This is a genomic window from Streptomyces sp. NPDC059897 (assembly GCF_042730865.1).
Lineage (GTDB): Bacteria > Actinomycetota > Actinomycetes > Streptomycetales > Streptomycetaceae > Streptomyces.
This window is the reverse complement of record NZ_JBHWKQ010000067.1, coordinates 20,034-32,476: the sequence shown is the minus strand read 5'-3', so window position 1 is coordinate 32,476 and position 12,443 is coordinate 20,034. Positions and strand designations below refer to the sequence as shown.

The following is a 12,443-nucleotide window of genomic DNA, read 5'->3' as shown; positions in this document are numbered from 1 at the left end:
TGTGGGGCTGGGGGGGGTTGCCCCCGCGGCCGGTCGCGCCCCCCCCCGGGGGGTCCGCGGCGCGCGGGGCCCCCCCCGCCCCCGGGCGACGTACGGGCGACAGCGAGCGCCCGCCCCCTCCCCCCACGCTCCCGATCCTTCGAGGACGACCATGAACGGTCAGCCGACTGCCGACGTCATAGAGCAGGTCAAGGACATACCGATCTACCGCGACTCCGTCGCGCGCGGCCACTTCCCCGTGCTGGAGAAGCCCGAGATCGCCCGCGGGTTCCCGGACAACTGGATGACACCTCGGCTGGAGGCCGCCCTCGCGGCGGGCGAGGCGGAGTACGTCCTGTCCACCGGCACCAACCACGCGCGGATGCAGCTCATCCGCCCCCCGTACTTTCTGCTCCGCTCCTACTACCGGTTGTGGAGCGAGCACCCCGACATCGCGCACACCTGGCGGGACGGCTGCCGACGCGCCTCCCTCACCACCGTCCTGGCGACCGAACACGTGGCCCGCGTGAATGCGAGGAAGCGCGGCGACGCAAGCACCCCGGGCGCCGAACCCTCCCTCGATGACCGGAGGTTGGACGAGCGCACCGTCTATCTCAACCTGCGTCTCGACCCCGCCCTGTGGGAGCGTGCCGATGTCGAGCGCATGCTCGGCGAGCTGCGCGCGATCGCCGCCTCGCACCCCGAGGGCCGCTACCACCTGGACTGCTCCGGCTACCACCTGGCACACCTCGTGCGCCACGCCGAGGACGCCGGGTTGTGGGAGAACCCGGAGTCGTTCCCGCGCCCGGCGAGCATCATCACCGCGTACGAGTACACGCCGCGCAACGTACGCCGCTTCCTGGAGAGCAGGTTCGACTGCCCGGTCGTCGACCTCTTCGGCAGCACCGAGCTCGGCTACCTCTTCTACAGCGACCGCACCGGCAGCTACCGCCCGTACCTGGAGGGGATGAGCGTCGAGCTCCTCCCCGTCACCGCGGGCAGCACCCTCTACTCCCTCATCGTCACCAGCGTCCGCAACCCGCACATGCCACTGGTCCGCTATCGCTCCGGCGACTGCGCCCGTACGCGGGACGGCTCGCCGGACCCCGAGAAGATCGTCTCGTTCTGCGGCCGGGAGAAGGAGCTCCTCGACGGCCCGGACGGGCCCGTCGCGGCGGGCGACCTGGACGAGCGGGTCGCCGCCGCACCCCGCGTCTTCGTGCACCAGCTGGTGCTGCCGGAGGCCGAAACGGAGGGGCGCGGGCCGCAGTCGGCCGTGCTGCGCTGCACCACCTTCGACGGCAAGCCGCTCGGCACGGAGGAGTCCGAAACCCTGGGGCGCTCCATCTCCGCGCTGACCGGGCGCGCCTGCCGCGTCGAACACCGGGACCACATCCCCATCGGCACCTCGGGCAAGTACGCCTGGCTGGCGCGGAGTTGACGGGCACCGCCCCCAGAGGGAGCGACGGCCGGGAGAACCGGGGCAGCACCGAGGGAAGCATCCGAGGGGAACGACGTGAGCGACCAGAACCACATGGCCAACCAGCAGAACCCGCATGCCGCGCACGAAGCACACGAAGCACACGAAGCACCCACCACGACCGTCACCGACGAGGACCTGCGCGAACTGCTCGGCCACGCCCTGCACGGCGAGGTGATCACGTACTTCGTGAAGGAAACGGGCGAGGAACGCGCCTACGTGGAGCGGCAGGTGGCAGAGTGCCTCCGCTACCTCTACCTCGTGTCGAAGTACCGCGATCGGCTCAGCGGCCTCTTCCTCCCCGTCGAGCAGGCCATCGACGAGATCTGGCACTACCTGATCCTGCAGACCCGCGAATACGTCGCCCTGTGCGAGGATCGCCTGCCGGGCCGGTACTTCATCCACCACCGCAGCATCGCCTACGAGGACTACCAGGCCGAGCCGGGCCGCGAGCAGGCCGCCGAGGAGGCGCTGCGCTGGATCCCGCTGTACTGCCGGGAGTTCGGGCCCTTCGACGAGGGTGCGCTGCCGCACTGGACCATCGTGCGCTACCTCCACCAGCACATGGACATGCCGCTGGACGAGATCTCGGCGCTCGAACCGTTGGAGCCGAACGACCCCGCCGCGCCAAACACCCCCGCCGAGCCGATCGGCGCGGCGTGACCTCTGCGGCACGCCCTTCACAGGCCGGACGACGACCGACGGCCGAGCCCGAACACCCCGCGCAGCGATGGGTGTTGACCGTCCTCGTACTCTGCCAGGCCCTGAGCGGGGCGGGCCTCGCCGCCGGTATCACCGTGGGGGCGTTGCTCGCCGAGCAGATGCTGGGCTCCACGAGCCTTGCCGGGCTGCCCAGCGCGCTGTTCACCGGGGGCGCCGCGCTCGGTTCGCTGGGCATCGGGCGGCTCTGCCAGCGGTGGGGCCGCCGCCCCGGGCTCGCCCTGGGGTACGGGACGGGCGCGGTCGGCAGCCTCGGCGTCGTGCTCGCCGCGGTCGCGGACAGCGTGCCGCTGCTGTTCGTCTCGCTGCTGGTGTACGGATCGGGCACGGCCGCGAATCTCCTCGCCCGGTACGCCGGGGCCGACCTCGCCTCGCCCGCGCGGCGTGGCCGGGCAGTCAGCACCGTCCTGTTCGCGACGACGTTCGGGGCGGTCATCGGCCCCAACCTCGTCCACGTGATGGGTAATTGGGCACACGCCTGGGGCATACCGCGCCTCGCGGGCCCCTTCCTCCTCGCCACGGCCGCGTACGGTGCGGCCTCCCTGGCACTGGCCGTCCTCCTGCGCCCGGACCCGCTGCTGCTCGCGCGCGAACGGGCCGCCGAGGAGGAGGCGACGGCGGAGCCGGGGTCGGCCGCCGGGACAGGGGGACGTACGGACAGCCGCGGCCTGGCCACCGGCACCGCTGTCATGATCCTCACCCAGCTCGTGATGATCGCCGTCATGACGATGACGCCGGTCCACATGCAGGCCCACGGGCACGGCACCCAGGCAACGGGCCTGGTCATCGCCCTGCACGTGGGCGCCATGTATCTGCCGTCGCCGCTCACGGGGCTGCTTGTCGACCGCATCGGACGGCTGTGGCTGGCCGCGGCCTCCGGGACGACGCTGCTCGCGGCGGGGGCGCTCGCCGCTCTGGCGCCGCCGCACTCCGTCGCCGCGCTCGCCACGGCCCTGGTCCTGCTGGGCCTCGGCTGGAACTTCGGCCTCGTCAGCGGCACGGCCCTCATCACGGACGCGCTCCCCGTGGCCACCCGGGCCTGCACCCAGGGCCTCGTCGACGTCGGCATCTCCCTCGCGGGCGCCACGGGCGGGGCAGCCTCCGGCGCGGTGGTGGCCGGCGCCGGCTTCCCCACGCTGGCCCTCACCGGCGGCCTCCTGGCGGTACTCCTTACGCCACTGGCCCTGCTGCGGCTCCGCGGGGTACCGGCGGAGCATGCGGGTCACTAGGCCTGCGGGCTCGGCACGTTGGCGGGCCTAGTGGCCGGGGCTCCGGAGAAGGGGACGGTTGGCCTCCGCCCGGCCGGACGGAGGCCTCTTCACGGGCAGGTCTTTCGTCCTGATACGTCCAAAATCCAGGCGTTGTCATGCGTCTGTGATATTTCATACGGAAGATCGCCATATGCCCCACCTAGCTTCATGAGTACGCGGTCAACACGACGCGGAAGACGCAACCAATTCGTTCGACTCGCTCGACTCATGGAAAGGGGCCGGCGCATGCAGACCTCTCGTATTGCCCGCACGACTCTGGCATCCGCCGTTCTGGGCCTCGGCGCCGTGACCGCCGTCGCCGCCACCGCCGAAGCCGCTCCGCGGTCCACTCAGCCCGCGGCCACCGCCACCGTCTCCGCCGCCCAGCACGGCAAGGCGGACCGTACGCAGACCCTGCCGCTCAGTGACGGCAGCACCGCACACGTCACCAAGCTGGCGAACGGCACGTACCAGGCCTGGGTCACCAAGCACGGCGTGCGGATCGCGGCGCTCGACTCGGCGCACAAGACTCAGCGCGTGCACGGTTACACCTACGTACTCAACCAGGCGAACGGCTTCGCCGGAGTGGAACACCCCGGCGGCTGGCACAGCGAGCAGGATGTGCCGCAGCACTCGAAGAAGGACGCGCACCACAAGAAGCAGGACCACAAGAAGAAGCACCACAAGAACCAGAGCTGCAAGACCCACGACGTGCGGCTCGCGGACGGTGCCGTCGCCCACGTCACCAAGCTGCCGAATGGCACGTACCAGGCCTGGGTCACCAAGAACGGCGTACGGATCGCCGCCCTGGACGCCCACCACAGCACGGCCCGCGTCCACGGACACCACTACACGCTGAACACCCACACCGGAGCCGTCCACGTGCGCTGACACGGCCACCGTTCCTCGCCCTGCCCGTGCCCCTCCGCGACCGCAGAGGCACGGGCAGGGCGAGAGCCGTGACACGTTCGACACGGAACCCGGACTCAGTCGCGCGGAAGGGTGTTCAGGGCGGGGAACGCCGTGGTGAACACGTCCTGGATGGCGCGTTCGTGGACGATCCACGCGGTGTGCCAGTCGTGCAGGGCCTGGTCCTGACCCTCGGGGCGACTCGCCCCTTCCGTAGGGCATCCGGCGTTTCGGTGCCATGGGGAACATTGAGGCGGTGTCTGTCGTCCGCCAGTTGCGTCAGCCCGCCCGCTCATAGGTAAGGACGGTCTTCGGGTGGTTGCCGATCTTGCGTAGGCGCAGCGGGCCGTCCGAGGACTTCACGTCGAAGGAGTACTCGGTCTCCTCCGGCGGGCAGTTGACGGCCCTGGTGCCCTGATCGAGCTTGAAGTTGCTCATGGACAGGTCGTGCTGGTCGATGCCGGTGACAACGGCGCTGCCCTTGCATCGCGGGCCGGTGCGGGACTCGATGACCACGCGTGCGGATCTGCCCGGCTCGACCTGATGGATGGTCACCTGCTGGCTGCCGTCCGCGGCTCGCCACCGGCCCACGAACCAGGGGTGGATGGGCTTCCACTCCGTGGCCACCTTGGCGAATCCGGAGCCTTTGCGCCAGGTCAGCGTGGTGGTGTTCACCCAGCTGCGATCGACGAAGTCCACTCGGGCGCCACCGTCGCGGATGCGGGCCTTCGGCCAGACGCCGGACTTTTCGGTCGGGTCGGTGGTCCAGGAGGAGAGGCCCCCGGTGGCGACGGCCGCGATCACCTCCTGCGGTTCTTCGCCGTCCCTGCAGTACTCGCCGAAGCCGGCCGCGAGCCACACGGTGTCCCGGTACGCCTTTGCCCTGATGCCCTGGCACGGTTTGGTGCCGGTCTCATAGACCGTCTTCCGGGCGGACCAGGCGTCGTCAGAGGCGTCGCGATGCTGTGCCTCCAGGCCGCGGCGAGTGAAGCGCAGCGACACCTGCCGGCCGTCGGACAGTTCGAGGACGGTGTGCTCATCGTCGTCCTCGACGACCCGTGAATCAGACTTGTCCTCGGGTTCGCGCTGGGACTTCGTGTGCTTCGCGCTGCTGCCGGACGGTCCCTTGTCCGATTGCTCGCCGCAGCCGCCGACGGCCGCCCCGAGCATCAGCACCACTACCGCCCACGCCGCCGCCCTCTTCGTTCTCATGCCGTGTCAGCTCCCCTGTACGCCGCACCCCGATGCCCGGGCCGGTGGGTGGCACGAACCCGGCGATGCTAGTCGGTGGGCGGCCCGCCCCGCTCGGCCCCCGGCACGGTGCGGCCCCGGCGGTTCCGCCACTCGTCGAGGACGGCGGCGACCGCACCCGGGCCGCCGCCTCCCGCGCCTCCAACTCACCAATCAACGACCCCATCAGCGTCGCCTCCTCCACCCACACGGTAGAGACCCGACCACGCCGCCTACGAGGGCGTCACTGGTTGCGCAATCAGCGGCGGCCTGCTGCGGCTCACTTTCTGCCAGCTGGAGGGCAACGTTCCCGGCTACCACCCGGAGTACGCACGCACGGCCGCCTCGTCAGCGCAGTCCGCCGTCCGCCTGGCTCGCCCGCCACTCCGGTGCCTCGGCGGTGTCCCGGAACTCCAGCAGGTGCTCTCCGGCGAACCGCTGCAGCGCATCCCGCACGTCGGCCGGAGCGACGTAGAAGAACTCGCGGCGTCGGTTGACCCGGTTGACTCGGCGGGACTCGAATTCCTGGTGCAGCCGGCGTTCGAGTCCGACGGCATCCTCACTGAAGATCAGGGCATGGACATCGAACCGGAAGGGGACGGAGGCGTCGCCGAGTTCGTTGACACGGTCCATCGGGTCCAGACGCCGCGTCAGGCCGATCTTGACCATGCGTTCGCCGAACGCACCGAGATTGGAGATGACGTAGACGTACCCGGCGCGGATATTGGCCTCGCGTGCATCGACCGCGTCGAGCTGGGCCCCCAACTCCTGCAATTTTGCCTCAAGTTCGGCCATGGCCTCCGGGTTCGCCGTCCCGGCGCGCAGCCGACGCAGCGCACTCTCGTAATGGCTGCGTTCCTTCCCCAGGCGCTGTCGCTCGCGCTCCAACTCGCGCTGCAACCGCTCCTCCTCGCGCTGCTGCGCACGCAGTTCGCGTTGCTCCTCCTTCTCGATCTCCTTCCTCGTGACGTAGTCCGCCGTGAGCTCCAGCTCCTCGACGCGGAGCCGGTGGTACTCGTCACTGATGCGAATGTGCATCGTGGCGCCGAGCCTGGCGATCGTGTCGCGGGTCTTGTTCAGGCGGTCGATCAGGGAGCTGAGGCGGTGCGGCTTCATTCCCCGTACGGCGTTGTCCGCCTCAGCGTTGTAGGCGCGCAACATCAGCTTCGAGAAGTCGCGGACCATCTTGCGGCCCTGCGCGACGGAGCCGTTGACCGTCCAGTCCTGTGCCGCGAGCACAGCTCGGTTGTCCCTGGCCAGCTGCTTGTGGTGCGCCTTGAGGGAATCCAGGCGGTTCTTGTACGCGACCGCGTCCGCCAGGGGGTGGCGGTATTCGTAGATGCCCGCCTCCTGGAGCATCTGCGTCTCGTCGGTGACCACAAGCTGCCGCTGCGCCTCCGCCACCCGCTGTTCCGCTTGCGCCGCCTGCCCGGCCAGGTCTTCGGCCCGTCGGCGTACGTCCACGAGCGATTGGGCGGCCCGCTCGGCCGCGTGTTCCACCTTGGCGTCCAGGAGGGCGTCGATGCGCTCGATCTCCCGGGTCTTCTCCTCGTGCATCCGGTGGAGCCGCTGCTGCTCAGCGGCGATCTGCGCAGCATCGGCCCCTATGACCCGGCCCAGCTGCTCGGTCAGCTGTCGCTTGTCTTCCTGCAGCGCACGTAACTGCCCGTCGGCCTGCGCCAACTGCTCGGCACGTCGTGCCGCCTCAGCCTCTGCCTGCTTGCGACGCCGCCCGAACAGCCCTCCCCCGCTGGGCGCCGGATCAGCCGCATCGCCATAGGGAGACTGCTGCGGGGCTCTGGGCGCGGACTCGCTCAACTGCGCCGTCGGGCCTTCGGGCACCCAAAGCTGCCACCCCGGCGGTACGGGCCACGACGGATCCGGCTGCCAGCCAGGAGGAGGTGTCCAGCCCTCGGGCGGTCGGGGCCAGGAGGGCGGAGGATTGAACCGGTAGGCCATGGTCAAGCGGCTCCTGCAACGCGACCTCGTGGACACGGACGAACAAGACGACCGACCTGTCCACGATGCCGGAAGGCCGGCCAATGGCTTGAAGCGAAGGCAACCACGGGTCGGGACCTGCGCCCTCCCGGGCGCGCACCCCTACGTCACATCGGCGCGGGGGCCGGCCCCATGGGGCGCCCTGCATCACGCAATTCTCCGCCCGCGCCCCGAGCAACGGCAAGGCCCGTGACCAAGCGAGCCCCACGCCCAAGCCTCCGAATCGCGGTCCGGGCGGGACGGCAAGTCGCCTGCCATTGCGGCACTGCGCCTGCCGAAAAGGTCGTCCACGCAGCTCAGAAGCTTGCTCGGCGGTGCGGCAGGATGAGCACTTGTGCTGCTGCGTCTTGTCTAGTTGACCATCACCAACCTGTACGGCGCGCTGCGGTTGCTGCCGGTGAGCGACCGCGGCAAGGTCACGGAGATCCTCGCCCTGCGCAACCAGCTCACTGTCCTCGAGCGACAACTCAGCGCGGACCGGGTGAAGCTCGCTCCGGAAGACCGGGTGTCCTTGCCGCTCTGCTGGTGCCATTACCCCGCACGGTCCTGCGTCGATAACGCCTACTGATCCGGCCTGACACCGTGCTGCGCCGGCATCGCGACCTGATGAAGCGGCGCCGCGCACTTCGCCAGTTCGAGCTGCACTACAGCCTTCACCGGCCCCACCAGGCGCTACAGCAGGCAGGACCGCTGCACGCCGGCCCTGACCCCCTCATCCGCACACAGACCACCCGGCTGAAGGTGCGCCGGAGAGACCGCCTCGGCGGAATCCTGCACGCGTACCAGCATGCCTCTTGAGCTGCGCGGATGGAATTTTCGGCAGGCGCAGTCTCCACTACGTCCCGATCTCCTGCCCCCTCAGGGTCAGTTGTCCCGTCAAGAACCGCAGAGTTGGGGTGCGCCGGTGCGGGCCGCCGCTTCGAGTTCACCCGGCCTCAGGTCCCGGGCAGGGTCGGTGTCCAGCAGGACGAACCGGTCGGGGTGCTCGGTCTGGGCGCTGCGCAGGACTCCCCAGACGGCGGCCTGCCCCGGGTCGGGCGCCGGGTCGCCGTCGAGGACGGCGAGCGCGCCCTTGGTGGCGACCATCAGCCGGCCCCGCCGAGGCCTTCGGCGTCGAGCCACTGCGCCGTGAGGGTCAGGGCGCGGGAGGCCTGGTGGAGTTCGTCCGGCCCCGCCTCGGTGAGGACCACCACGGTGGCGGGGGCCGGCCGCCCGGCGTCGACGGCGTCGATGACGGCGGCCAGGGGATGGTCACCGGACGGATCGAGCAGGGCGAGGTCCCCGGCCACGGCTGAGGGCGCGGTTAGCGGACGCCAGGCCAGGCGGTGGAGCACGGTGGCCGGGTCACCGGCGGACGCGGCGATGCGCCGGGGCCGGGACGCCGTCCGGGGAGACGAGGACCGCGGAGCAGGCGACGTCGACGCCGTGGCCGGTGTCGTACCGGCGGGCGCCGCCGACCACTTCCAGAGGCCCGCCGAGGAACATCTGGGCGGCGCGCACCGGGTAGACGCCCATGTCGAGCAGGGCGCCTCCGCCGAGTTCGGGCTTCCAACGGATGTCGTCGGGGGCGAGCTGCGGGATGCCGAACTCCGCGGTCATCTCGCGGACCGTGCCGATGGTTCCCTCGTCGAGGATGCGGCGCACGGCGCGGTGGAGGCCGTGGTGGACGAACATCAGGTTCTCCATGAGCACCAGGCCGCCCTCCCGGGCCAGGGCGAACAGCCGGGCGGCGGCCCGCGCGTCGGTGGCCAGGGGCTTCTCCACGAGGACATGCTTACCGGCGCGCAGGGCGTACTCGGTCCACTCCTCGTGCAGCCCGGTGGGGAGCGGTACGTAGACCGCGTCGATGTCGGGGTCGTCCAGCAGGTCCCGGTAGCCGGTGACGGCCCGGCAGCCGAAGCGGGCGGCCTTCGCGCCGTCGCGGCTCGCGACGGCGACGGGCTCCAGGCCGTCGGCACGCCGGAGGGCAGGCAGGACACGGCGCTCGGCGATGGACGCGCAGCCGAGGACACCGACGCGTGTCGGTCGGCCGGTCATGCGGAGGCCTCAGCGGTCCAGAGGCTGTGCAGAACGGTGAGGAGCGAACGGGCCTGCACGTTGACCTGGTAGCTGTGCCGGGTGAGGGTCACGAGCTGTCCCACGGACACCCAGCGGAATCCGTCCGGCTCCCTGGCGGCGAAGGTCTCGGGCACCTCGACGACCAGGTGCCGGGCCAGGGAGTGGTAGGAACGGCCTCCCTCGTCGGACAGGAGGGTGTCGTAGCGGATGTCGGCCGGGTCGGCGCCGAGGACGGTGTCGAGGAAGGGCGGCCGCGGCAGCCCGGTGCCGGCGAGATTCGCGGGCGTGCACTGGACGGTGGGGGCGAGTTCGACGCCGTCCAGCAGTCCGGCCTCGACGCGGGCCTGGACCAGAGCGTGCAGCACACCGTCGACGCGCGTGACGAGGAAGGCGATGACGCCCTGGCCCACCGGGGCGAGCAGGGGCTGGGTCCAGGAGCGGACCTCCCTCTGGGTGGCGCGGACGGAGACCCCGACGATCCGGAAGTACCGGCCCTCGTCGTGGGCGACGGCGTCGGCGTCCCGGTGCCAGCCGGAGATCCCGGCGAGCGGCACGCGCCGGGTGTCCAGGGGGTGGTCGACCTTGGAGCGGGTGAGCCACTGCCCCAGATCCTCCAGGGTGTGGCGGGTGCCGGCGTCGGCGCGCAACGAGCGCAGCAGGGCCGCGCGGAATACGTCGCCCGGCAGCTCGCCGGGGTCCGGGGCGGCGAGCGCGAGGCAGGACAGGACGGTGCGGACGTCCATGTTGACGATGTCGTCCTGGTGGAGAAGGCGCAGTACCTCGCCGAGGGTCGTCCAACGGAAGTCGTCTCAGACAGGGACGTCTCCGACGGCTTCGACGACCATGTTGCGGTTGCGTTTGCGGTGGAACCAGGAGCCCATCTCGGACTGGAGGACGTCGACCAGCGCCCGGCCCCGTCCCGGCCGTATGAAGTGGTCCAGGTAGGGCACCGGGCCGCCACCGTGGACGCCGCTGTAGTTGCTGCGGGTGGCCTGCACGGTGGGGCAGAGCTGGGTGCGCTTGGCGTTGCCGGGCTCCATCTTGGCCTGCATGAGGAAGTGCGGTACCCCGTCGAACTCCTTGACCAGCAGGCCGAGGACGCCGACGTCCCGCTGGACCAGGATCGGCTGGGACCAGTCCTCCACGGGGCCCGTCTCGCGGCGCACCGAGAGGCCTTCGACGCTGAAGAACCGTCCGGTGTCGTGCCGCAGGTCGCCGGTGCCGGGATCGAAGGACCAACCGGCGAGGTCCTCCAGCGGGACGCGTTCGACGGCGAGGGCGCCGGCCGCGCCGCGGGCCGCGAGCCACTCCTCGGTCGTCGGCCCGGGAAGCGGGCTGCGCCCGACGAGCGCGGAGGAGGCGAGCCGCGCGGCCGGGCCGGAGACGCCCGCCGCTCCCGTCCGCGCCACGTGCGTGTTCAGCGGCGCACGCGTCGGCTGCGCTGTCCCTGTCACCCCTGTCGTCGACGGCATGTGACACCTCCTCTCTGCGGCCGCCCGCACCGGGCAGGGCCTGCGTCGCCACCGTAGGAACGGGTGATCCAAGCTCCCTCGACGCACGGTCGACAGCGGGTCGCTCCCGACTGGAGCGCGGGGCGAAGCCTGCCGGAGAGCCTGGTGGCCGCACGGGAACACCGTGGTGCCACGTGCCGCGGGAAGGGGCGGACGGGAACGCACGACAGACGTAGAAGAGGGAGACCCCATGCGATTCGACGACTTGTTCATCTCCGGGTTGGCCACCCATCTGCCGGAGCGCTTCCCTGTGGAGCGGGCGGTGGAGCTGGGCCTGTACGACGCGGCGGACGCGGCGCAGGGCAACTGGGTGTCGGTGGCGGTCGCCGGTGACACCCCGGCCCCCGATCTGGCGGTCGCCGCGGGCCGGCTGGCCCTGGAGCGCTCGGGTCTGGGCGCGGCCGACATCGATCTGCTGGTGCATACCGCCACCCATCACCAGGGGCCCGATGCCTGGTCACCACAGCACTACGTGCTGCGGCACACGCTCGGCACCGATGTGCCCGCGCTGGAGCTGCGGCAGGGCTGCAACGGAATGCTGGCGGCGATCGAGGCCGCGGCCAACCACCTGCACGCCGATCCGCGGCGGGCCGCCGCACTGCTGACCTCCGGAGACAACTTCGGCACAGCGCTGATGGACCGCTGGCGCAGCATGACGAACATCGTGCTCGGTGACGGCGGCACGGCCCTCGTCGTCGCTCGCCGGCCGGGATTCGCGCAGGTGGTGTCGCTGGCCAACGCCTCCGTCCCGAGCCTGGAGCTGCTGCACCGGGGTGACGAGCCGCTGTTCCCGCCGGGCCCCAGTGTGGGCCGGGCGGTGGACCTCAAGGCGCGGGCCGCCCAGTACGCGACGTCCGAGGCCGCCGCCGGTCTCGCCGACCACGAGCTGATCGGCAGCGCGACGGGCCGGGCGGTGAAGGAGGCGTTGGCCGACGCCGAGGTGGAGATCGGCGACATCGCCCGGGTGACGCACATGAACTGGGCGCACGAGAGATTCCTGCGCCGCACCCTGGCCCCGCTCGGTCTGGACACCTGGCGCGGCACGCTGGAGTTCAGCCGTCGCGTGGGTCATCTGGGAGCCGGGGACCAGATCGCGGGCCTGGACCATCTGCTGGAGTCAGGTGCGCTGGCCCCCGGCGATCATGTCCTGATGATCGGCGTGGGCGTCGGCATCTCCATCTCGTGCGCCATTGTGCGCGTGCTGGAACGGCCGGCCTGGGTGGCGTAGAGGTATTTGGGAGACGTACCTGGTAGAGGTGCCTGAGAGGCGTGGACGTACGGCCCGGGTGCCCCGAGCCGCGGCGCTCC

Annotated in this window: 12 protein-coding genes and 1 pseudogene; 6 read left to right on the top strand and 7 right to left on the bottom strand. The window is 71.0% G+C overall.

What is annotated here, in order from left to right; translation table 11 throughout:
• The first annotated feature begins 151 nt into the window (after positions 1-151).
• From ACFV9W_RS37840 to ACFV9W_RS37825, 4 genes are all read left to right on the top strand, one after another.
• Positions 152-1,420, top strand: coding sequence for a hypothetical protein (locus ACFV9W_RS37840; RefSeq protein WP_385770415.1), 1,269 nt, complete (start codon positions 152-154; stop codon positions 1,418-1,420).
• Positions 1,421-1,495: 75 nt separating this feature from the next.
• Entirely contained in the window at positions 1,496-2,122 is a 627-nt protein-coding gene (locus ACFV9W_RS37835; RefSeq protein ID WP_385770413.1) for a hypothetical protein, read from the top strand.
• Between the two features lie 71 nt (positions 2,123-2,193).
• Positions 2,194-3,408 carry an MFS transporter gene (locus ACFV9W_RS37830; protein WP_385770411.1) on the top strand — a complete coding sequence of 405 codons (1,215 nt, stop codon included), beginning with the start codon at positions 2,194-2,196 and terminating at the stop codon, positions 3,406-3,408.
• A 267-nt stretch (positions 3,409-3,675) separates the two neighbouring features.
• Positions 3,676-4,320 carry a hypothetical protein gene (locus ACFV9W_RS37825; RefSeq protein WP_385770409.1) on the top strand — a complete coding sequence of 215 codons (645 nt, stop codon included), beginning with the start codon at positions 3,676-3,678 and terminating at the stop codon, positions 4,318-4,320.
• 297 nt (positions 4,321-4,617) lie between these two features.
• On the opposite strand, the gene ACFV9W_RS37820 is transcribed toward ACFV9W_RS37825, so the two are convergent.
• Together ACFV9W_RS37820 and ACFV9W_RS37815 are read right to left on the bottom strand one after the other, a co-directional pair.
• Complete coding sequence (locus tag ACFV9W_RS37820) at positions 4,618-5,550, bottom strand: hypothetical protein (RefSeq protein WP_385770407.1); 933 nt, start codon at positions 5,548-5,550, stop codon at positions 4,618-4,620.
• Positions 5,551-5,916: 366 nt separating this feature from the next.
• Positions 5,917-7,410, bottom strand: coding sequence for a DUF4041 domain-containing protein (locus ACFV9W_RS37815; protein WP_385770405.1), 1,494 nt, complete (start codon positions 7,408-7,410; stop codon positions 5,917-5,919).
• 511 nt (positions 7,411-7,921) lie between these two features.
• Between ACFV9W_RS37815 and ACFV9W_RS37810 the strand changes: the two genes are divergently transcribed.
• On the top strand, positions 7,922-8,134 hold the full coding sequence (locus ACFV9W_RS37810; RefSeq protein ID WP_385770403.1) for a hypothetical protein: 213 nt from the start codon (positions 7,922-7,924) through the stop codon (positions 8,132-8,134).
• Positions 8,135-8,442: 308 nt separating this feature from the next.
• Here ACFV9W_RS37810 and ACFV9W_RS37805 read toward each other — a convergent pair whose 3' ends face one another.
• From ACFV9W_RS37805 to ACFV9W_RS37785, 5 genes and pseudogenes are all read right to left on the bottom strand, one after another.
• Positions 8,443-8,652 carry a hypothetical protein gene (locus ACFV9W_RS37805; RefSeq protein WP_385770401.1) on the bottom strand — a complete coding sequence of 70 codons (210 nt, stop codon included), beginning with the start codon at positions 8,650-8,652 and terminating at the stop codon, positions 8,443-8,445.
• Complete coding sequence (locus ACFV9W_RS37800) at positions 8,652-8,855, bottom strand: hypothetical protein (RefSeq protein WP_385770399.1); 204 nt, start codon at positions 8,853-8,855, stop codon at positions 8,652-8,654. The genes ACFV9W_RS37805 and ACFV9W_RS37800 overlap by 1 nt, the downstream gene beginning before the upstream one ends.
• 55 nt (positions 8,856-8,910) lie before the next feature.
• A complete protein-coding gene (locus ACFV9W_RS37795) occupies positions 8,911-9,603 on the bottom strand; it encodes a Gfo/Idh/MocA family protein (protein WP_385770397.1) in 693 nt (230 codons plus the stop codon).
• The gene (locus tag ACFV9W_RS37790; protein WP_385770417.1) at positions 9,600-10,367 is read right to left on the bottom strand and encodes an NDP-hexose 2,3-dehydratase family protein; all 768 of its coding nucleotides are present in this window, start codon (positions 10,365-10,367) and stop codon (positions 9,600-9,602) included. Before ACFV9W_RS37790 ends, ACFV9W_RS37795 begins: the two co-directional genes overlap by 4 nt.
• Positions 10,368-10,397: 30 nt before the next feature.
• Positions 10,398-11,096 (bottom strand): annotated as a pseudogene (locus tag ACFV9W_RS37785) (NDP-hexose 2,3-dehydratase family protein); the annotation flags it as partial.
• Between the two features lie 229 nt (positions 11,097-11,325).
• Here ACFV9W_RS37785 and ACFV9W_RS37780 point away from each other — a divergent pair.
• Positions 11,326-12,363: a ketoacyl-ACP synthase III family protein gene (locus ACFV9W_RS37780; RefSeq protein ID WP_385770395.1), complete on the top strand. Its 1,038-nt coding sequence runs from the start codon at positions 11,326-11,328 to the stop codon at positions 12,361-12,363.
• Positions 12,364-12,443 lie beyond the last annotated feature (80 nt).